13 protein-coding genes are annotated in these 21614 nt (G+C 57.2%); 6 read left to right on the top strand and 7 right to left on the bottom strand.

The window, feature by feature from the left end; genetic code table 11:
- Positions 1 to 6 precede the first annotated feature (6 nt).
- Complete coding sequence (locus tag Poly24_RS09600) at positions 7 to 1269, bottom strand: 3-hydroxyacyl-CoA dehydrogenase family protein (RefSeq protein ID WP_145093890.1); 1263 nt, start codon at positions 1267 to 1269, stop codon at positions 7 to 9.
- A 137-nt stretch (positions 1270 to 1406) separates the two neighbouring features.
- On the opposite strand from Poly24_RS09600, the gene Poly24_RS09595 reads away from it, so the two are divergent.
- From Poly24_RS09595 to Poly24_RS09585, 3 genes are all read left to right on the top strand, one after another.
- Positions 1407 to 2432, top strand: coding sequence for an acyl-CoA desaturase (locus tag Poly24_RS09595; protein WP_145093887.1), 1026 nt, complete (start codon positions 1407 to 1409; stop codon positions 2430 to 2432).
- 231 nt (positions 2433 to 2663) lie between these two features.
- Positions 2664 to 3926 carry a beta-ketoacyl-[acyl-carrier-protein] synthase family protein gene (locus tag Poly24_RS09590; protein WP_145093884.1) on the top strand — a complete coding sequence of 421 codons (1263 nt, stop codon included), beginning with the start codon at positions 2664 to 2666 and terminating at the stop codon, positions 3924 to 3926.
- Positions 3927 to 4117: 191 nt separating this feature from the next.
- On the top strand, positions 4118 to 4303 hold the full coding sequence (locus Poly24_RS09585) for a hypothetical protein (protein ID WP_231753553.1): 186 nt from the start codon (positions 4118 to 4120) through the stop codon (positions 4301 to 4303).
- Positions 4304 to 4451: 148 nt separating this feature from the next.
- Here Poly24_RS09585 and Poly24_RS09580 read toward each other — a convergent pair whose 3' ends face one another.
- Together Poly24_RS09580 and Poly24_RS09575 are read right to left on the bottom strand one after the other, a co-directional pair.
- Positions 4452 to 5660: a hypothetical protein gene (locus Poly24_RS09580; RefSeq protein ID WP_145093881.1), complete on the bottom strand. Its 1209-nt coding sequence runs from the start codon at positions 5658 to 5660 to the stop codon at positions 4452 to 4454.
- Positions 5661 to 6037: 377 nt separating this feature from the next.
- A complete protein-coding gene (locus tag Poly24_RS09575) occupies positions 6038 to 7195 on the bottom strand; it encodes a 3-dehydroquinate synthase (protein WP_145093878.1) in 1158 nt (385 codons plus the stop codon).
- A 208-nt stretch (positions 7196 to 7403) separates the two neighbouring features.
- Here Poly24_RS09575 and Poly24_RS09570 point away from each other — a divergent pair, with 208 nt between their 5' ends.
- Together Poly24_RS09570 and Poly24_RS09565 are read left to right on the top strand one after the other, a co-directional pair.
- Positions 7404 to 7997 (top strand): thioredoxin family protein, encoded by a 594-nt coding sequence (locus Poly24_RS09570; protein WP_145093875.1) that lies wholly within the window; start codon positions 7404 to 7406, stop codon positions 7995 to 7997.
- Positions 7998 to 8101: 104 nt separating this feature from the next.
- Positions 8102 to 8977 (top strand): deoxyribonuclease IV, encoded by an 876-nt coding sequence (locus Poly24_RS09565; RefSeq protein WP_231753552.1) that lies wholly within the window; start codon positions 8102 to 8104, stop codon positions 8975 to 8977.
- A 223-nt stretch (positions 8978 to 9200) separates the two neighbouring features.
- Here the strand turns inward: Poly24_RS09565 and Poly24_RS09560 are convergent, their stop codons facing one another.
- A complete protein-coding gene (locus Poly24_RS09560) occupies positions 9201 to 10184 on the bottom strand; it encodes an AAA family ATPase (protein ID WP_145093872.1) in 984 nt (327 codons plus the stop codon).
- Between the two features lie 417 nt (positions 10185 to 10601).
- On the opposite strand from Poly24_RS09560, the gene Poly24_RS09555 reads away from it, so the two are divergent.
- Positions 10602 to 13559, top strand: a complete 2958-nt coding sequence (locus tag Poly24_RS09555; RefSeq protein WP_145093869.1) for a CHAT domain-containing protein — start codon at positions 10602 to 10604, stop codon at positions 13557 to 13559.
- 42 nt (positions 13560 to 13601) lie between these two features.
- Here the strand turns inward: Poly24_RS09555 and aqpZ are convergent, their stop codons facing one another.
- The 3 genes from aqpZ to Poly24_RS09540 all read right to left on the bottom strand — a co-directional run bounded on the left by aqpZ (position 13602) and on the right by Poly24_RS09540 (position 21494).
- Entirely contained in the window at positions 13602 to 14348 is a 747-nt protein-coding gene (gene aqpZ / locus Poly24_RS09550; protein WP_145093866.1) for an aquaporin Z, read from the bottom strand.
- A 211-nt stretch (positions 14349 to 14559) separates the two neighbouring features.
- Positions 14560 to 19491, bottom strand: coding sequence for an Ig-like domain-containing protein (locus Poly24_RS09545; RefSeq protein WP_145093863.1), 4932 nt, complete (start codon positions 19489 to 19491; stop codon positions 14560 to 14562).
- A 497-nt stretch (positions 19492 to 19988) separates the two neighbouring features.
- Positions 19989 to 21494, bottom strand: a complete 1506-nt coding sequence (locus Poly24_RS09540; RefSeq protein ID WP_231753551.1) for a BBP7 family outer membrane beta-barrel protein — start codon at positions 21492 to 21494, stop codon at positions 19989 to 19991.
- Between the last annotated feature and the right edge of the window lie 120 nt (positions 21495 to 21614).

Below are 21614 nucleotides of genomic sequence, written 5' to 3'. Positions count from 1 at the left end.
ATGCGGTCACGATGAGGCGGCGGTATGCGGTTGCTGGGTATCACCCAACCGACAAAGTTGCTGCAACGCATCGGTCGTCGAGCTGGTCGCTTGCAGTGCAGCAAGCAGTTCCGGTGGCGCGGTGAAGCGACGACCAAGCGTCGATAATTGCGACAGTTCTTCCAGGCATTGTGCATTGCCGAACGCATCGAATCGATGGATAAACCCGTTCGCATCGCGGAACCCGAGCCCACCGCGGAACGCTCGTTCAATGGAATCCAGGTCGCCGACAACGCGTTCGAGCAGGATACAGGCGGCTTCGATCAGCATTGGGAAAAACAGCCGCACCGCGACTTGGGCGTCCGATCTCGCCACCGTTTCGCGAGTGTAGCGTTCCACCAACATCTGGGCTGTCGGCCCCAGCGTTGCCGATCTTTGATCCGCTTTGTAAACGTAAAACCCTTCGCCGCCGGCGCGTCCGGGCAGTTTCGCCTTGACCATTGCTGGGGTGAGCGGCGACGGTTCAATACGACTGGGAAATGCTTGCCAAATCGCTCGCCCTGCATGGAATCCTGTCTCCATCCCAATCCAGTCCATCAGCTCCAACGGAGACATTGGCATGCCGTTCTCCGTTGCCACGCGCTGGATCTGTTCGGCGGGCGTTCCGCTGCAAAGCAGTTGAACCGATTCATTAAGATAGGGCACCAACATCCGATTGACGACGAAGCCGGGCGCGTCGCGTACGATCAAGTGCTGTTTGCCCAATGCGGCGGCGTAGCGTTTGGCGATCGCCACGGTCGCCTCGGAGGTTGCGTCGCCGGTGATGATCTCGATCAGCGGCCGTTGGTCGACCGGCATGAAGAAATGTAGGCCGCAACACCGTCCCTGCGAAAGAACTCGTTGTGTCACATCGGCCAAAGGAATTGTCGACGTGTTGGTTGCCAGGATCGCATCGTCGCCGGACAACTGTTCAGCCAACGCCAGAACTTGCTGCTTGGGTTCTCGGCGTTCGACGATCGATTCGATCACAATCGATTGTCGTGGCGTCGCACCACGCTGCGAGCCATTGGGGAGCAATTCGGTTGCCCAGCAGGCGTCGCCCCATCGTTTCGGAGGGCACTCCGCTGCGTGGGACTGCGATGCGAGTGCATCGACGGCGGCGGCAAGCTGTTGCGGGTTGGAATCGATCAAGCGGATCGCAAGTCCATGCTGCAAATGGTCGCTAGCGATCGCGCGGCCAACAATCCCAGCGCCGATTAAAGAAATGTCCCAAGCCGATTGGTCGTTCAAAAGTATCGATCCTTCCAAGATTTAACTTCTCGACAACGCGGACAAACCCCTCGTTGGGCTGGAGCCCTGTCGCCGCGTAACGTATATGTTAGATTCAAGCGAGCGATCTCTTCACACGCCCCAACACAAGGTCTTCTATGAGTCCCTCTTCCGTCGTGACCGATAGGCCGCAAGCCCGTGCCGTAGTCCAGGAGGAGTCCAACTTAACAAAGTCGACGGAGTTGGAGTATCCAAGCGGCGTCGATCTGAAGGATGTGCAGTGGGGCTACACCATTTCGTTTTTGGTCATTCATGCCGGCGCGCTACTGGCGCTGCTTCCGTGGTTTTTTTCGTGGTCCGGCGTGATCGCGTTTGCTGTGGGAACGGTGGTCTTCGGGCAATTGGGGATTCCCATCTGTTACCACCGGTTGTTGACGCACCGCAGTTTTAAGACTCCGAAATGGTTCGAACGCACGCTGGTTACGTTTGCGATGTGCAGCGCTCAAGAAACACCGGCGCGTTGGGTCGCTTGGCACCGCATCCACCACCAGCACAGCGACCACCGCGAGGACATGCACAGCCCGTTGGTGAACTTTCTCTGGGCGCACGTCAATTGGTTGGTCTACCGCAACCACAGCGTGCAGAATTTTTCGCTGTATCAGAAGTACGCCCGCGACATCCTCAGCGATCGCTTTTACATGTGGTTGGAGAAAATCCCTTACCCGATGACGGTCTTCTATCTCGGGCACGCAGTCCTCTATTTAGCAATCGCGGCTGGTGCTTCGGTCGCTTGCCTAGGAGCGAATCAACAAGCGTTGCAGTTGACGGCTAGCCTGTTCGTTTGGGGGGTACTACTGCGTACCGTTTGGGTCTGGCACATTACCTGGAGTGTCAATTCACTGTCACACATGTTTGGGTACCGCAATTATCCAACGACCGATGACAGCCGCAACAACTGGTTTGTGTCGCTAATTACCGGCGGCGAGGGATGGCACAACAACCACCACGCCGATCAAGCATCGGCATCGGTACAGCACCGTTGGTGGGAACTGGACCCGAATTACTACGTAATCCGGCTGTTTGGGCTGTTTGGGTTGGCGACGAACATTGTCCCGCCGGCGCACCAGCGTCGCAGGGGAAGCGTCGCAGCCGCCGCAAGCGATCGTGGCGATCTGGGAAGCTGATTTCCCAGGGCGGAACGCTGAATTAAATTCGTGGCGTATCGTGGCGACGCCCTTGCAACGGCTTGTCACCACGCGCCAGCAAAGGTCATACTATTGCAGCGACGTTGTCGCAGGCGATTGCAAGGGGCGGCAGTTGGCGGCGAATCGCCACAGTCATCGATCGTATTGTCAGCGCCAGCTAGTCGCTATTGCCGTCCGTATCCAAGCCGAATCCTACGACACGTAACACTGATGGTTCTTCGCAAAGACGTTGTTATCACCGGAATCGGAGTTGTCTCACCGATCGGCACGGGGGTCGATCGGTTTTGGTCGAGCTTGATCGAGGGGCGCAGCGGGATTCGCAATCTAACCCACGTTACGGCGGATATGCTGCCGTATACGTACGGCGGTCAATTAACCGATTTTGATCCCAAAGCGTACGTGCGCCCACGTAAAACACTCAAGGTGATGAGCCGCGAATTGCAAACGGCCTTCTCCGCCTGTGTGATGGCAACGCAGCAAAGCGGCTTTGATGTCGCGGGAACTCCCAAGGAACGGATCGCCACGGTCTTCGGTTCAGAGATGCTATACGGCGAACCCGAAGAGATACAGCCGACGGTGGCTCGCAGTAGTCCCGAAGGGCGGTTTCAGCCCGAACTGTGGGGTCCATCGGCGATGAAAGAGATCTTTCCGCTGTGGATGTTGAAATACTTGCCCAACATGGCGGCCTGTCACTATGGAATTGCGATCGGTGCGTTGGGGCCGAACAACACCATCGTAATGGGGGATACCTCTGGATTGTCGGCGGTCGCGGAATCGATCAGCGTCATCCAGCGCGGCGCCGCTGATGTGGTCGTCACCTGTTCCACCGGAACGCGGATCAGTCTGACACGTTTGCTGTATCAAGGTAGCGTCCCCTACGGTTCGCTACGCGATCCGGTTGGTTCCAGCTGTCGTCCGTTTTCATCGGATCGCGATGGATTGATCGGTGGGGAAGGGGCTGCGGCGGTGATCTTAGAATCGCGTGAGCATGCGGAGCGCCGCGGCGCAAAACCACTCGTCAGCATCGGCGGATATTCCTGTAATTACGGAGCACCCGCAGCGGGACGGCGCGGGTCGCCCGAGGCGCTTTCGCTAGCGATCGGCAGCGCGATCGAGCGCGCCGGTGCCACTCCGGAGGAGATCGGGATCGCCGTCAGCCACGCGATGGGGGATCCGATGCTCGATCAGATCGACGCGCAGGTCCATCAATCGATCGTTCCCCAAGCGATCGTCACGGCTCCCAAAGGGGCAATGGGGCACCTGGGGGCTGGGTGTGGCGTGATGGAGATGAGCATCGCCGCGCTGGCGTTGCAACACGGTATCGTTCCCCCGACGGTCAATGCCGAATCAAAAGATCCGCAGTATGGGATCGATCTTGCCGCAGCGCCGCGGCCAACGAATGCTTCCCTGGCAGTGCAATCGAATCACAGCGCCACGGGCAACGCAATCGCGGTTGTGCTGCGGAAGGAATAGACTTTGCGGCCGCGGTGTCGCGAAGAATTGACACCAAAAATCTATTGCCGCATTATTCGACTTGGCGCAAAAATTCACTGGCCTAAAATGGTTTCTTGTCGCCAGCAGGTGCCTATCGATTTGATCGCAGGCACTCTGTTGCTCTTAAGCGTGTGTGAGCATCGGCGTTAAAACCATAAAGAGGGAGGTGTGTGTTGCTATCTGAGTCGTCTGTTGAAGCAAGTGTCCGTCGATTACTGAACGATGGCGGACAGAATGAAGAGACTTATGATCGCGTTGAGGAAATGCTGGACGAACTGCGTCCTGAAAGTCCTTTGCGTCATCGTTTGTCGCAAGAATTGGATGAATTGCGTGCCTTGGCTGCCAGCAGCAAATAATTGCCATCCGTAGCAAACGCGTCTCCCCACAACGTCGCGATACCGCTGTTTGTTCGATCCAGCGGCTGCCATCAAACGAAATCAGGGCGTCTACCATCGGTCGATGATAGACGCCCTGAATCTTTTCCCGCCAGTCGTCGACGTTCGACTAGCGATTGATTGTGATACCGAAGGTGTATCCGACAAGCCATACGTTTTGATCGCTCACCGCACTTGTGCCTTCCAACTTCGTTGTGTTGCCTCCGCGAACTTCGCCTCGCAACACGCCTTGGGCGTAGTCGATCAATTGCAGACCGCCTCGCAGGTGGATGTCGCGAGTCAATTGAAGCGAGGTTTCCGCACGGAGATCGAAGCCAAACACAAACTCGGTGCCGTGCTTGTAAACCGTGGTGTGTCGCGAATCGTCAAACGCGATCTCGCCGTCGATCTCACCTTGCAATTGGATGTCATAGAAGGTGTCGGTTGTTCGGTTGGTGTACGAGCTGTTTTGGAAGTTTTGCATCGCAAACGCTCGCAGGTCCAACGAGTGGGTGAACCGATTGTGGAACTTGATGTAGCGGAATCCAATTTGACCGCCGTACATTTCGTTTTCGTTTCGGTCGATCTGTTGGTTAAACGATTCCTGAATCAGTTCGGCAAAGGAAAGATCGGCTTGCTGAACCAGTGCGGGCTGCACATCGTAAGCGTCGTTTTCGGTGTGGTCGCGAATTTTCACGTATTTCAAACCGACCATCGGTTCCAACAGGCCGCCCTTGCGGTACGACTCCAGTCGCCACGTTCGGTTCAATTCGAAGCCCTTCATCTCGATCACGTTTAAGCTGTCTTTGACCTCATAAACGCGTTCCAGGTACTCGTGGTCGTCCCGGTCGCGACGTGGCAACAACTGGCCATACTCGTCGAACACATCGGGCGTTTCAGCACTTGGAAGCTGAGGGTCTTCCGTGTTGATCACATTCGCACGGTATTGGACGTCGATGTCGAAAACATTGGGCCCGGTGAGGCTCCAATAGGTCATCGCCCAACCGCGATCGTCGTCACCCATGTAACCGAAGTCGAGGCGGTTTGCCCACCCGAAATCTCCCTGAGTGTAGGAGTCTTCCGTATCGGAACGGTTGACCATGATGTAGCCCCGGTCAAACGTTCCATACCAACCGTGGTTAGCGCGGTGTTTGGGGCTGAGTTCCTCGATGTCCGCGTTGTACGCAGTCTCGAACCAACGAAAGTCGGTATCGAGTTCCAAGATCCCGTCGGGTTCCCCCCACGTGCCAGGTGGTTGCTCCTGAGCTCCGACCTGATGTCCTCCGATCACCGTTGCAATAACGGTGACCAAGAAAGCGGCGAGTTTACGTACTGGCATGTCTCTGTCCACTTGTAATGTATGCACGCGGTGCATTTCAATCCGCACGGCAGCGTCTAAAGCTGCTGTTTCCAATTTGACGCCCCAAGCTGATGCGCCGTCGTATAACGCAAAAGTTCTGGTTGTGCGGGTAGTATCGGTTGGGATCGTGACGAAAATCCAACGAGAATGACGTCACTAACGTCAAAATCGGCAAAACCTAGCATCCGACGGTCGCTAGCACTCTTTATTCCCCACCGTCAGCACGACGTTGCCACCCGACACAGAGAATCACGCAACCCAAAAGGCAATGGCCTTTTGTTCACGTCACAAGCGGGCGTTGATTGTGGGAGGATGCAGCGGCAGGGAGCCAGAACAGCTCCGGCCTGACAGGCGATCTACTGTGCGAGGTGCCGGGTCGCTGCGATCGCATCGCGCATCGCGGCAAAGTCGATCTCGTGCACATCGACGGGGCTACCGATCGCGTCGATCAAAGTGATCGTCAAACGCCCGCCCAGATGCTGGCGAAACTCTTCCAAGCCCTGCAACAAAGCGTCCTCATCGCGGAGCGCCGCGTGATGGATCGGAAGACCAAGGCGTTGCAAACAATCGAGGACCCGGTCGCAATCCGCTTGCGGAAGCCCTAAGACGCGGGCCGAATAGAGGCAATCGATGGCTAGCCCGATCGACACCGCTTCGCCATGTCGAAGCTGATAATTGGTCAACGATTCGAGCCGATGGGCCGACCAGTGTCCGAAATCCAACGGTCGGGCTTCGAGCGTCTCAAACGGATCACCGCCTCGTGTGATGTGATCCAGATGCATTTGCACGCTGGCGCGAATCGCGCCGGCAGCGGCCTGCGGATCGCGTTGACAAATCTTCTCCGCATCGCGGCAGACCTGTTCAAACGCCGTGGTTTGCTTCAATAACGAGACCTTCACAACTTCGCTGAATCCACACCGATAATCGCGATCGGGAAGCGTTTCTAAGATCTTCGCATCGTTGATCACGCCCCACGGAACGGCAAACGTTCCTTTCCAGTTCTTCTTGCCAAACCAATTCACCGCGTTTTTTACGCCGACTCCCGAATCGGCTTGCGCAAGCGTTGTCGTCGGAATGCGGATCAATCGAATACCGCGATGGGCGATCGACGCGGCATATCCGACGGCGTCCAAAACCGCCCCGCCCCCGATCACGATGACGTAGCTGCGTCGATCCAAGTCGTGGTCGTTAAAATTCCGCAGCAGATTGTCGATGATGGCCGGATCGTTTTTGCTGGCTTCTCCCCCCGCGATTACCTGTGGAGGTTGGGTCAGCAGGACATGATCGTTCGCCGCGTTCAGTGTGTTGACGATCCGGTGGCCAATTCCCGGATTGGCATCGGCAACGTGCTGGTCCAGCCAGATCTGCGCTCGTGCTGGCATGTCCCCCGAGGGTTCCAGCAGATCGGTCAGCACTTGCGAATCGTCACCAAAGACGTCCGCAGTAAAACGCAGCCGTTGAACCAAGGGCAACGAAAATGAAATATCAATCGAATCCGAAGACTTCATCAGCATGGCAGAAGAGGTGCGGCAGCGGGTGGGGGGTGTTCGCAAACGGGGAGATCGAGGATTTGCTTCGACCATGGGTCTTATTGTACGTCAAAACAACGCGTAATGCTGCGCTGTCATCCAAGGCACTTGATTGCATTTGGCGGGTGGGGGATAACCAGTCGACGAAATCCAATGCTCCGTCCACAAACCCCTACGACAGGATTTGAACGCTATGGTCCGCACCGCAAGCACGATGTTGCCGCTGGGCACTCCGGCACCTTCGTTTTCGCTGCCCGATACCGAAGGCAAGCTGGTTTCGACTAGCGACTTTGCCAACTCCCGAGCGCTGTTGGTGATTTTTTTGTGCAACCACTGTCCGTATGTAAAACACGTCGCGCCCGAACTGGCTCGTTTGACGGCTGAATACGCCGCCAAAGGCGTTGCGACGGTCGGAATCAGCAGCAACGACGTCGAAAATTACCCCGACGATTCGCCCGAGAAAATGATCGAGGAAAAGGCGGCCCAAGGCTATGCCTTCCCATACCTCTACGATGCCGACCAGTCGGTGGCCAAGGCGTACCGCGCCGCCTGCACTCCCGATTTTTTCGTGTTCGATGGGCAACAGAAATTGGCTTACCGCGGCCAACTGGATGACAGTCGCCCCAAAAGCGATATCCCGCTGTCGGGCAGCGACCTTCGCGATGCGCTGGACGCGGTTCTGTCGAGCGCCGCGGCTCCGGAGCCGCAGAAACCGAGTATCGGTTGCAATATCAAGTGGAAGGCTGGAAACGAGCCTGATTATTTTAATTCGTCTGGCATCATCTGATTTCGGCCCCCATCGGTCCGCCGAATCCGACCCCGCGGCACGACGTTGCCGCCGGGGTTTCGTTCGCTTCTGTTTCATGTTCTTCAAGAGTAGATATTCCATCGATGCCAAAAGCACCTTCGTTGCGTCTGGGCGCTCACATGTCGATCGCCGGTGGGCTGGAAAAGGCGGTCCAACGGGCGCGCGATGCAACCTGCGACGTCGTCCAGATATTCACCAAAAACAACAACCAATGGGCCGCCAAACCGCTGACCGATGCGATGGTGCAGGCTTGGCGGTCGGCATTAACCGAATACGCGATCGGGGCGCCGATCGCGCACGCCTCGTATTTGATTAACCTCGCCTCGCCGAATCCCGAATTATTTCGGAAGTCGATTGAGGCGCTGATTGTCGAATGGCAGCGGGCCGAACAATTGCAACTGGAAGGATTGGTCGTTCACCCTGGCGCGTTTACCGACAGCAGCGAAGAAGAGGGCTTGGCGAAGATTGTCGAAGCGGTTCGTGAAATCATCGACCGCGTGCAACCACAGCATTGCCGCTTGTTGCTCGAGAACACCGCAGGGCAAGGTTCGTGCCTGGGGCACGCAATCGTGCACTTGGGAACAATGTTTCGCGGGGTCGGTAACACCGAAAACCTTGGTGTATGTTTTGACACCTGCCACGCATTCGCGGCCGGGTATGACCTGACGACCGACGCCGGGTATGCGGCAATGCAGTCGGAGATCAACAGTGAGTTGCCTTCCGATGCGATCCGCGCAGTGCATATCAACGATAGCAAGAAGGGGTGTGGGTCGCGGGTCGATCGGCATGACCATATCGGTCAGGGGATGATCACGTTGGATGGTTTCCGTCGCGTGCTCAGCGATCCGATCTTCAACGTTTGCCCGATGTATCTCGAGACTCCCAAGGGAGTCGATACCGAGACAGGCGAGGACTGCGACACTAACAACCTCAACACCCTGCGCAGTCTTTTGGGGTGACTTGCATGTCCAAATGTGGCTTCGGAAAACCACACGTTTGCGGAAGGTTTCCGCCAACTATGAGCTTCTTTGGATAATCGGTTGATTCAGATGCGTCGATGTCCCGAAAAAACTAATAACGAGTCCGCGGCTCGTTAACGACAGGGGCAGCGGCACTGTTTGGTGGAAACCGAACAGTGCCGCGTTTTTTTTGCGCCTTGGTCTTTTCTGGCGTGGGTCAAAATTACATACCCAAGTCTTCTTCGTCGACTTCGTCTTCATCGTCGCGATCCGGGTGCAACGGATCATTGGGATCAAAAAAGAAGTCGGCCAACCCCATCGGAACCGAATTGCCACCGAGTGTACGCTGTTTGCGTTCGGCCAACGATTCGAGGTCGAGTGCGTCGGGACCTAAGCAATTTTGCAGCGCTTCGTGCCAAGCTTGATCGCGACTGAGGGGATGGGCGCGATCTTGGGAGAGTCGCTTCAGCGCGTAGCGCAACATATTGATACCATCGCGAGGCGAGAAATCGAGTTTCAGCTGATGCGAGCGCTGTAAGAAGTCGACAGTCAGGGCGAGCATCTCCGCTTCGGCAAACGGCAGATGATATTGCAGGATCGCCATCTCGTCTTGTGGATCGGGAAAGCCCACCTCAAGGGTTGGCTGCAATCGGCTGAGGATGTAATCGGGAATCTCGAAGGTCGATTCGTCTTGGTTCATCGTGACCGCAGCACGAAAATTCTCATTTGCACTGATCGTAATCCCCGCCACGATCGATTCGACGTAGCGGCGTTGGTCGAACAGCGGCGCCAGGCTAGCCCAGGACTTTTCGTTCATCCGGTTGCCTTCGTCTAAAATGCAAACGCCCCCGCACAACATCGCGGTTACCAACGGCGAAGCGTGGTAGGAGATGTGTCCGTTCTGGGCGAGCACGGGCGTGACCAGCAGATCCTCGGGGCGCGTATCGGCGGTGCATTGATAGATATAGATCGGCAGTTCGCGATGCTGGGCACCGGCGATCGCCAACTGGGTCTTTCCGACACCGGGAGGTCCCACGAGTCGTGGGGTCAGCGGTAGGTCGGTTGGATCGACCGTCAACCAACATGCCAATAATTGCGTCAGGATTTCGCCTTGTCCGATCCATTGGCTGGTCGCCTGGTGTGGCGCGGACAGCTTCAGGCGTACTCCGTCAATTTCGACAAAGCCTTTGTCGGCTTCAGCATTCATGATCAAATCCAAGGTCAGACGGGGGTGATTGCGGAATCGAGACGCAGGCTTCGAATCGCGCCGCAGAGCGTGTGATCGCGATGCCCAATCATGGTTTGCCTGGGGCGACAACCGGGCCGCGGCAAGCAGTCCAGCATTGCATTCTATGGTATCGCTTGTCGCGGCGCGTCGAAAGTAGTCGCAGGACGCGCGGTCGTCGCCCGCCAATTTTCGCATGCACCGTCTCACCACACGTTGGAGACAGTAAAGCAGCTCGCGACGTGTGTTGAGACGCAACGACACCGAGACATTAAATTGCTTTCACCTGGGCCTGCGGCGAGGAAGCTTTTTGACAAGATGTATCATTACGAGGTAGGTTTGAGGGCAGGCGGCTTGCGTAAGGGGCGCCATTGCGCGCAGTTTCCAAGGAACTTCTCGATGACGACGAACGGACGACGCTGGATTCCTGCACTGTGTTGTGCCCTGGTGATGTGGATGCTGGCCCCTGCGATGGCGCAAAACGCGGCACGGACCTACCCATCGCAACAGTATTACGTCGGCTTGGCGATGCTTCGTGAAGGGGCGTTGCCCGACGCTGTCGAATTGTTCGAGGAAGCCGTTCGCGCCGGCCGTACCGATCCTACGGGCAAATGGATCGATTCGATTCCCGCTTACGCGATGTTAGGGGAATGCAATTACCAACTGGGAAATCTTCCCGCCGCACACCAAAACTTTGATGCCGCAATCGGTTTGATGTTACGCCATGGCCGTTGGCTTGAATCGGTGCAATGGCCGCCGTCGTTGGCGGGGGTGAAAGCGAACATCGGCGTCGGATCGTGGGCCGTCAGCGGAAGACGCAGCACGCTTGCCAACATTCCCGACACCATGCAGATCATGACTGGAAGCCAGGATGTGTTGGGGCAGATCCAACGTGGCGGAACGCTCCAGACGGCGCAGTTAATGAAAGTGGATGTGGCCGAGATCGTCCGCGCGTTGGCTTGGGCCGTCTATCGTCGCAGCCAAGTTCTCGGCGGGCTTTCGATCGATGATCCGCTGAACGAGGAATTGCTGACATCGTTGGCTCGCACCAAATTGCCACCGGGTCCAGGGCAAGCGTGGGTCGATCTCGTGCGGGCGATCGCGCTGATCGCCGACAACCAACCGCAACAGGCCGTCGGGCTGGTCGATCGCGCTGTCATGTTACCGGGCAATTATGATCATCCACTGACGTCGATCGGGCTGTTGGTGGGGGCGAATTTGTTGATGATTTCAGGCCAGCCGCAAGCGACGACTCAGTACATCGAAGCCGCTATTTCGGGAGCCACGTACGGACAATATGAGATCGCCGCCGAAGCGATGCGAATCGCAGTGGGTCCACTAGCCAGCCAAGGCTCGGGCGTTTTGACGGCGCGGGCCAATGCGGCGGCCCTGCAATTAGGACGCAAGTCGCGGCTGATGGCGGCAACCTGTTACTTGGTGGGGGCTGAATCGGCGGCAAATTCGGGGCAGCCGCAAGACGCGCAGCGGAGCCTGGCCGATGCGAGATCGATCCTTGCGCGTCGCAACACGGTTTTGCCACGGTTGGAAGCCTACGCCAACTATTGCGTCGCCCTGACAGCGTTTCAAACCGGTGACACCAAAGCCGCTGCGGTCGCGCTCGATAAAGTGATGGCTTTTGCCTTGAACGGTGCGACGCCAACGTGCCCCCACACCTATCAGCTGGCGATCGTGCAATCCGCCATGTCCGGCGGAGGGATTGGCGGTCGTACGGCCGACGATCTGTTGACCGCGTTGGCCCAGGGGCCATCGCTGGGGCAATGGTATCTCGACCCCGTCAATGCGCTTTCGGCGACGCGTCCCAATCAGGCGGTCGACCAATTGCGATTTTCTGGTTTGATTCAACGTCAAAAATTTGAAGAAGCATTGCAGGTGGCCGACGAGGTGTTGGGGAACCGCTTTCGCAGCCAATTGCCGTTGTCGGGGCGGATGTTGGACGTGCGTTGGTTGGTTGCCGGCCCCGAGGACCAATTGTCTACCGCGGCACTCGCGGTGCGCGCGAAGCCACCGGCTATGCTCAAGTCGATTGCGGGTGTGGCGTCGGTGATGGCCGATGCGCAAACGGCGCTTGCGGCGCTTCCCTTTGAAGCCGCCGACCCGCCCCAAGCGGCTCAGCTGCAAGCGAATTGGACCGATCTCGCCACCGCAGCGGATCGGGTGGAAACGCTGGTGGGACAAGCGGCGATCCAACGGATGAACGTTCCGCGGGTGTTCCCGCCGGCAATCGGTGACAAAAGCATGTGGCCCCAATTGTCCGCAGGCAATGCGGTGTTGACGTTCTGCCCGGCCGGTGCGGACCTGATCGGTTTGCTTTACAGCAATGGCAAGGTAACGGCTTGGCAAGTCGAACGTCCGGCAAGCGTGCTGCCCCAGATCTCTCAGTGGATCAAAGCCTTGGGGGTTATCCGACGTCGCGGTGGCGCGGCGCAACTTTCCCAGCCCGACCAATGGCAACCGATCGCACAAGCGCTGCGTCGCCAGCTCTTCCCCGGCCTCGATACCAAGACCTTGGCCTCCATTCAACGGATGGTGATCGTGCCCTACGGACCGCTTTGGTACCTTCCATTCGAATTGCTTCCGGTGGGCGAGGCGGCAGGATCGACGCTTGGCGATGTGATCTCGATCAGCTATGCGCCAACGCCTGGCCTGGCTCTCCATCCCCCGGCGCTTTCGACGAACAAGATATCGACCGGAGCGATTGTCGGTAGGTTCCTGGCCCCTGCCGATGTCGAACTCAACGATCAACTTTCCCAAGATTTGGTCGACGCGGTTCCCGAGACCCAACGCTTGCCGGGACAGGCAAAACTGCCGGGGGCGTTGCTTGCGCCACGATTTGGGCGGGTTTGGGTCGCGGCGCCGGTGAAGCCTCAGGCCAAGGCCCCGCTGCTGGTAAGTCCGTTTGCGTACGATCAAGGAAAGCCCGGCGGCGATCTTAGCAGCTGGCTGCGATTCCCTTGGGGCGGTCCAGGAGAGCTGTTGCTTCCGGGTTTTCAATCCAATATCAGCACCGCAGGAGGTGCGCCCGATGGAGACGATCTGTTTTTGATGGCCTGTGGGTTACAGGCTGCGGGAGCAAAGCAGGTGCTTCTGTCGCGCTGGGCCGTTGGCGGTCGCAGCACGGCGGCACTGTTGCGGGAGTATCTTGGCGAGGTGGAATTTTCGAGTCCGTTGGATAGCTGGAAGCGCAGCATGGTCCTGCTGCGGAACCAGGAACTCGACCCCAGTGGCGAACCCTTGTTGAACGATGGCGACGCCAAAGCGGGCCCCGCCAGCGGAGCGAATCCGCTGTTCTGGTCAGGCTATCTTTTCATCGGGGCCGATATCGAACGTCTGCCCTGATCAAACGGCATGGTTATCGATGCCAGCAGCGTAGGGCGGGCGTTACGCCGATTCGGGTTCTGCTTTACCGATACATTGATAGACCAGTGCGCCGAGCACGCCGCCGGCGATCGGTGCCAGCCAGAAAAACCACAATTGGGTCAACGGCATGCCGCCAACAAACAGCGCCGGACCGGTGCTGCGAGCGGGATTGACCGACAGATTGGTGACGGGAATACCAATCAGATGGATCAGGGTCAGGCCCAGGCCGATCGCGATTGGGGCAAAGCCAGCTGGGGCGCGCTTGTCGGTTGCTCCCATGATGATCAGCAAGAAGAATGCGGTCAGCACGATCTCGGCAACCAAGCAGGCGAGCATCGAATACCCGCCGGGCGAGATTGCCCCAAATCCATTGGTCGCAAAGGCGCCCGCGTCGGCGTTGTTGACCGCGAAGCCTTCTTTGCCCGAGGCGATCATGTACAGCGTTCCCGCTCCAGCGATCGCGCCGAGAACCTGAGCGATCACATAGGGCACGAGATCGGAAACCTTCGACCGCCCCCCAACCGTTAACCCCACGGTCACTGCGGGGTTCAGGTGACAACCCGAGATGTGACCGATCGTGTAGGCCATCGTCAAGACGGTCAACCCGAAGGCCAACGAGACACCAACCAGACCGATCCCGATGTTGATCGGCGTGTCCGCTTCGGGCGTGATGACTTTGGCGGCCAGAACCGCACTTCCGCATCCGCCGAACACCAACCAAAACGTTCCGAAGAACTCCGCAGCCGAACGAGTACCAATTCCTGCCATCTCAAACTCGCAAATTAGGGGCAAATACTAAGAACGGCGATACCCATGATCGCTCGTGGAAGAAAGTATATCGATCGCCTCGTTGGTCGGATACCGCCATTTGTAGTGCCGCGCACGAAACAAGGCGTTCTCTTGCGAGAACGCCTTGTTCGAAATTCGGTCGTGGAATACCAACCGCTTGCGCGATTGTGGTCCGTTTCAAGCCGGGGTCTTAGAGGCCCCATTCCTGAGTGATGTCGTCGACGAATTGATCGATCGCATCCTCTTCGTCGTCGCTGTCAGTCGATGCCAACCAGCCTAACGATGCAGCGTCTGAAGACGTCGTGGAATCGAACTGCGACGTTTTTTCAACGGCCAATTCGGCGAACACTTGATCGTTGGCAGGAGCCTCCGATTCAGCGGTAACGCTGGCGGCGATGCTTGGTGCTTCGCCACTGGCAAACAATCCAGCTTGGTTGTTCAAGGCGTTGATCACCATCAGAGCATCGATGGGAGATACAAATTGATCGCCGTTAACATCCACAAACCGTCGGTTGGCGTTCGCCGATTCGCCTTCGGCCATCAGCTGGCTGGAGCCGTTGAGATTCAATTGATTGATCACGCTCAACGCATCGATCGGCGAAACGGTCCCGTCGTTGTTGACGTCATATCGATTGACCGGGTTTTGGTATTCCGGGCCGATGGTTGTCGTCGCCGCAGAGATCGTGATCGATTTACGGTCGTATCGGATCTGGTCGATCGGCACGACCTTTGGATCCGCTTCGAACAGCAACGTGTCTTGAGCTGGCGAGATGTCCGCGGGGTCACCGACAAAGGTTGCGATACCCGTTGCCGTCGCAACAAATTGGATCGCCATCAAATCGCGTAGTTGCGAACCCAACGGGGCTCCCGAGCCATCGGTGTTGGTGAATTGTGTCGCACCGACCTCGTTGATGATGCCAACGGTCCCCGCCGTGCCTCTTTGCACGTTGGTGTAGAACTCTCCGAATTCAATGTTGAAATCCAACGCACTGGTTTGCGTCGTCGAGCGTGGTGATACGGCCAACGTACTTGCGCTGTACAGGATGTCCTGGTAGGCCGAGAAGACACCGGTGTCGAGTGTAACACCGGTGCGTAGGTCATCGACATTGACTTGCAGCGTCAAGGTATCACCAACGCGAACGGTTCGGATTTGGTTGCCCGCCGCATCGAGGATTGCATTTCCCGAGGCGTCGAATAGTGTAAATGGCAAATCGACGGTGTCGTTGGCATTCAATTGCGCGTCGGTGCCGACAAACACGGTGATCGTCGCTGTGCTGCGGAATCCATCGGGCGAAAGGATCGTGTAGGTAAATTGATCGACGCCCGTGAACGCGGTTCGCGGCGTGTACAGGATCGTATTTCCCGAAACGCGAGCACTACCGTTGGCGGGAGTACCGATGGCGGCGATCGACGACGCCCCGGCGGCGCCTTGGATGTCGTTGCCTAGCACAAGCATCGGGAACTCAATCGCTCCCTGGCTCACGCGATAGGAATCGTCCACCGCTGTCGGGATCGGAAGCCCGGCGGGGATGATGTTCAGCGTTTGCTTGCCAAACAGTTGACGGTTGACGGGGACTTCCTGACCTGGATCGTTCAGGAAGACCACGTCGTTGGTGATCGCTTCATCGGCAGGGTCGGTTTGGAAGACCGCGGTTCCCGCCCCGATCGCTCGCATCGTCAGCGTGAACAATTCCGCCGGGCCCGAATGGAATTGCTGATTCCCAATCGAAGCCTGCGACGCCCCGACTTCGTCGATCATGTTGGGCGTCAGTGCGTTGCCGGTTTTCAGCTGTTGAAACAGGGGCCCATAGGTGATGTCAAACGAAGAGGTATTGCCGGGAGCCGTTGGTGCGACCGTCGTTACGATATTGCTATACAACAAATCGATGTAGGCCGCCCCCAAACCTTGTTCCAAGATGGACGCCGAGGCGCGAATATCGTCGACCCAAACTTGGACCTTAAAGGTATCGCCGACGTTGATCGAACTGGTGGGGTTGCCGTTAGCGTCCAGCGTTCGGACGCTGTATTCGACTTGATTGGCCAGCGAATTCGGATTGATCTGAACCGTCACGGTCGCCGTATCCGAGAAGCCCGAGCTATCGCGAACGGTATAGGTGAACTGTTCAGTACCCGAGAACCCTGGAGCGGGGAGATACGACAATGTTTGCGACGCGAAATTAACGGTGCCGCCAAAGTTTGTGGGTCCCACGTCAACGATTTGCAAGCCGCCTAGGTTGCTGGGTGAATCGTTGGCCAGCACTGCCAGGGTCGTCGCCGCACTTGCGTTCAAAGGCACTTGATAAAGGTCGTCGACCGCGATGGGAGCGTTGTTCAGCAAGACAATATTCACTGTCACGGTCGTCGTGGCTTGCAGCCCCGAATCGGTAATGACGGTGTATTCAAAAGTGTCTTCGCCAGTGAAACCGCTGCGTGGGGTGTAAATTACCGATTGCCCACCACTGCCGATGTTCAACGTCCCGGTGGTTCCGGCAAGCGGGTCGACACTGACCACGCGAATTGAACTGTCGAACTTCGAATCGTTCTCCAGTACCCGAAGATTCGCGTTCAACGAATTCCGCGGGATCGTGAAATCTGCAAAGACCGGATTCGTCAGGTCGTCATAGCGGTCCGGCTGAGCCAAGGAGGTCGTGGCTTGGACCGTGAAAACGTAATCTTCGACTTCGCCCGCTGTTGAGAAACCAGTGGTTCCAAGGTTCAATTCGGGTCCGTAGCGGAAGCGGGCATATTTAGGGCCGTCGGTCGTCCCGGCGGGGACCGCGATTTCGGTGGTTAAGGTCTGTGCACCGTTAAACAAGGTGCGATTGCTGAAGACCTTCTCGCTGGCACTGAACACGCCATCGCCGTTGAAGTCGATCCAGCCTTGCAAATAAGCCGTTTGACCGATGTTGCGGGCGGTGATGGAAAAGTCCGCGGTCGCACCGGGAGCAAGTGGCGAAACGATCACGATGCCGTCTTCGTCATCGCTACCATTGTTGTCGTCGCCATCGGCATCGGTCGACGGGATGCCGTCCGCTTCGATGTCGGTCAACGATCCCAAGCCAAGGGTGCTGCTGAATCCGTGGCTCGCACCGTTGGAGGCCAACAACGTTGAATACGGAGCGGGAAGATCACCAAAATCACGAGCGGCTTGATTTCCGAAGTTCAGGTTCGTATTCGGAATCAGTTGGGTGCCGTCGTACGTGACAATATGTTCCCCGGAGGCAGGGAAGATTTGGCGGAAGCCAGGTTCGACCACTTCGCGAACGGTATAGGTGCCTGGGCCAGGGAACTGAAGGCTGTAGGTACCGTCGGCGGCTGTGATGGCCTGAGGCTCAAACAGGTCGATTCGATCGTCGCCATCGGTGTCGATATAAATGTAGACACCCCCAATACCCGGCTCTCCAGCATCTCGAACACCGTTGCCGTTGGTGTCATTCCACTTGACGCCCGTGATGTCCGCAAGAACCTGTTTAAATCCAAAATTGGGACCCGTGGCAGTTCCGTTCACCGTGGTCACGACCACGGAAGTTGCCGTGGTGGCGGAGTAATTACTGGGAACTTGAGCGATGATCGGGAACGTACCTGCGACTGCACCCAGCGAATAAGTGCCGCTGGTGCCGGTGACCGCACGGGGTTCACCTGGATCGAGAACGCCGTCACTATCGAGATCGCCAAAGACCGTGACTCCCGCCAACCCGATATCTGAAGTGCTGCGGCCGTCACCATTGGCGTCGTTGAAGACAAACCCGCTGATCGATCCGCCCGCGGTGCCGGTTGCCAAACTGTAGGCTAGCGTGTTGATCGAATCTTGGATGCCGAGCGTATCGAGTTCACCCGTGTCATAGGTATCGGTGCCGAAATCGGTGTCGAGATCGTCTACGGTTCCAAAGATGCCGTCGGGACCGACGCCAAGACGCCCCGGAAGGTCTCCCCCGGTATCGATCATCTGATCGCTGGCGTTAGCGTTGTTGGTATGGCGGAGACCGAAGAAGTGCCCTGCTTCGTGGGTAGCGGTAAGGCCGATCGCTTTTCCAAGCATGTCGACGGTCGAAACGCTGATCGAATGGGGGACGGCAAAGACGTCGCCGACATTCGTCAAGCCAAAGAACTCTTCAGCAAAGATAAACGCCGTCTCTTCGGTATCAAAGTTTCCGACGTCCAAGCTCGGTGCGATACCAAAAGCTCCGACGATGTTCAGGTCGGCACCGGCTCCGGTCATCATCAAGCGACTGACGTTCGGCAAGCCCCAAGGGTCTTCGTGGTCGCGGCTGTTTAAAATTTGCAGCTTGTATTGGCCTGGGACTCCGGTCGCATCGTAATCGCCGTTGGTACCAAACGTCGCCACGTCGCCGAAGTTCTCTTCCATCTCCGCAACGATCACATCGATCAAGCGGTCTTCGTTGGTCACTTCGAAACCGAGATCATAGAGCGATTCGGCCAGCGAGGGCAGGCGAACCGAACCGAACTGGGTTTCGTCGATATCGTTCAGGTCGACAAAGCCGCCATCGAAATCGAGGAACAGGATCTGGTGCGTGCCGATCGGTTCGGCTTCCAACGGCGAACGCAGCGTTTGGAATTCCAGTTGATAAGAACCAACCGGAGTGATATTCGGGTTGGCGCCGGAGTTACCGGTGCCGACGCGGAAACTGTAGGTTCCCGACGATGGAATCACGTAGTTGAAGTAAACGTCACCGCCAGTCAAAACAGGAGACGAAGCGGGGACCAGACGTTGTCCGCCGAGATACAGGTCTCCGGTGGAATTGTTGCCACGCATTTCAGTCGACGAAGTGCCGTTGGCGTTGACTTTGCCTAAGCTGATATCGATATCGTTGAAGGAGGTGTTGGTGCCTCCCACCGTGACACGTGTGCTAAACACGTCCCCGGCCGATAAATCGAACTTATAATAGTCAGCCGATCCGCCGTCGAATGTTCCCGTGACGGTCACCTCGGGCGTCCGACCAGTGGCGGTTCCCAACGTCAGAACCTGCGCCTCACGAACAAAATTGTTCGGCTCCAATTCGGATACGATCACGGGTGCGAGCAACCGCCGATCTTCCAACGATTCACATTGGATTAGCCGCCGACGCAGTTGATTGCGATTCTTCACCGAACGTCGTCGCATTGCCTGACTCCAGAAAGCCTTTTTTGTCTTCACGGACAAAACCTCGAGCGTATCAAACGTATTTGTTTACAGATGCTGACCAGACAGCATGGTTGGCCAACAACCAAAGTTCTTCAAAATCACGGATCGCGGATCCGATGGGCATCGAAACCGGAAGGTTTCATGTGATCGACAAGACGATTTGCATTCGCGTTGATTTCGATGAGCCGGGAACCTGATTCTAATTCGGGCCAATCGACTGTCAACAAAACGCATGGTTTACGACGCGAGGCGGATCGCGTTAGTTCCGGTCGATTCGAATTTTAGGATTTCATGCCCGCACGATTTTCCAATTTTGCTGATATTCACTTCGATTTCCGCCCCCATCCGCTTGCCCACGATGGTTCCACGATGTCGGCAGAGAAGCCACCTAACAAAAAAACGCCCAGGGATTTCCTGGGCGTTTATCGTTATTGTAAGTCGGTTTGTCGCGGCACGCGGCCGATTTGAAGGACTTTTTACCAGAGGTATTCCAGGCCGACCGAAAAGCCGTGCATCGTGATCGAATCGTCGATGTTGATCGATACGTCGCGAGGAACTGCGGGGTTGGAGAACAGCTGTGACGCTTGCGAGGTGTTGATGTTTCCCGCCCCCAAGGCCAGGCCGTCGACGCCGATGAACCAGTAGGCCGCGGTGAACGTCCACGAGTAGCTGAGGCGATAGGCGAGCCGGGCTTGCAGTTCGCTCATCAACGCCGTGGTCGAATCGGAAGCCGTTTCCCACAGCTGGCTGACGCCGAGGTTGTTAATCGAATTGGAGCGAATCGCCGTGTCCTGTTCCGCTCGGTTGCCAAAGATTCCACCCTTCCAGCCGACGCCGAGGTTGATTCCTGGATGCACGTTCCACCAAAGATCACCACCCAATTGAGCACCGACCAGAGCGTTCCGCGTTTGCGTCGCACTGCTAAAGAAGTCGGGTTGGGTCATCGCGGCGGCCGAATCGATCGCATCGCGTGCCTCGTAGTTGAAGACTTCGTCGACATCAAAGTATCGGAAACCCAGCAACCACGATCCTTGGAAGCGACAGTACGGCCCCACCCACCGCCGGCGATAATTCACTTCGCCACTGTGGATGTCCGACTTGTTTACCAGCGATTGGATTGCCGATTGGTCGGTATCGTCGAAGCCGCCCGAAGGTGCGGTGCCAAAGTTGCTAAAGGCGGAGTACAGCGTGTTGGTCGGATCGACATAGGAGGCCGACTGCGAAAAGTGCTGCGAACCGAAGTAGGTCGCTTCGATGTTGCCACCGGCACCAAACATCATGCTGGCGGTCAAGCGAAACCCGGGTGCAAGTTCATTAAAGGAAGCGCTGTCGGTTCCCAACACGATATTTGCGTCGACCACACCGGTCGTAGGATTGGCCACGCCTTGGCCAAAGCTGGTTAAAGCTTGGTTGGTCGACGACCCATTCATCGACAAGAACATGACTTCCGCTTGGAAATCGTACCATCTTTGGGCACATAATCCCGCTTCGGTATAGGGCGCCAAGATTCCCAAGCAACCCAACAGGCTGCCGGCATTGTTGGGGGCTTGGCAGACACTACATCCCGATCCGCGGCAGAATAAGCACAGGTTTTGCAAGCCATTGAGGGCCCCGCCCTGGCAAATTTGCCCGATCAGACCGCCAGGTCCGCCGCCGCACCCACACCCACCGCAGCAGCCGCCAGAGCAGCCACCGCCACCGGAGCAGCCGCAATAGCCGTCGCAACCGGAATCACACGCTCCGCCACCGGCGAGGTTACAGAAGCCCACCTGAGCGACAGCACCAGGGGGCTGTTGGCCTGTGGGTTGGTACATTGCCTGTGAAACCCCAGGCGACATGTTTTCGGGGACCATAAAACTGGTCTGCGAAACCATCGGGGGATACCCTTGCATCGATGGCATCTGTGCCTCAGCCTTTGTGGTCAGCAGTGCCCACATGAGACCTAAACACAACCCTGTTGTCGTCAACGCTTGAATTTGCATCGCGTGATTCTCCGCAGCTTCCAGGCTGCATGCCTCGTCCGGGATTCCGGGGGTGCAAAGGATCACATGACACAATACGAAATCGCATTGTGTTGAACGCACCCCCCGTTCTCATTGCAG

Origin of the sequence: Rosistilla carotiformis, from assembly GCF_007753095.1 — a bacterium.
Lineage (GTDB): Bacteria > Planctomycetota > Planctomycetia > Pirellulales > Pirellulaceae > Rosistilla > Rosistilla carotiformis.
The sequence above is the reverse complement of the archived record's forward strand: the minus strand, read 5'-3'. Positions and strand labels throughout refer to the sequence as shown.

Coding starts and splice junctions, on each gene's coding strand:
- Poly24_RS09595 (WP_145093887.1), top strand. CDS start 1,407: ATGAGTCCCTCTTCCGTCGTGACCGATAGGCCGCAAGCCCGTGCCGTA.
- Poly24_RS09590 (WP_145093884.1), top strand. CDS start 2,664: ATGGTTCTTCGCAAAGACGTTGTTATCACCGGAATCGGAGTTGTCTCA.
- Poly24_RS09580 (WP_145093881.1), bottom strand. CDS start 5,660: ATGCCAGTACGTAAACTCGCCGCTTTCTTGGTCACCGTTATTGCAACG.
- Poly24_RS09575 (WP_145093878.1), bottom strand. CDS start 7,195: ATGCTGATGAAGTCTTCGGATTCGATTGATATTTCATTTTCGTTGCCC.
- Poly24_RS09570 (WP_145093875.1), top strand. CDS start 7,404: ATGGTCCGCACCGCAAGCACGATGTTGCCGCTGGGCACTCCGGCACCT.
- Poly24_RS09565 (WP_231753552.1), top strand. CDS start 8,102: ATGCCAAAAGCACCTTCGTTGCGTCTGGGCGCTCACATGTCGATCGCC.
- Poly24_RS09560 (WP_145093872.1), bottom strand. CDS start 10,184: ATGAATGCTGAAGCCGACAAAGGCTTTGTCGAAATTGACGGAGTACGC.
- Poly24_RS09555 (WP_145093869.1), top strand. CDS start 10,602: ATGACGACGAACGGACGACGCTGGATTCCTGCACTGTGTTGTGCCCTG.
- aqpZ (WP_145093866.1), bottom strand. CDS start 14,348: ATGGCAGGAATTGGTACTCGTTCGGCTGCGGAGTTCTTCGGAACGTTT.
- Poly24_RS09545 (WP_145093863.1), bottom strand. CDS start 19,491: ATGCGACGACGTTCGGTGAAGAATCGCAATCAACTGCGTCGGCGGCTA.
- Poly24_RS09540 (WP_231753551.1), bottom strand. CDS start 21,494: ATGCAAATTCAAGCGTTGACGACAACAGGGTTGTGTTTAGGTCTCATG.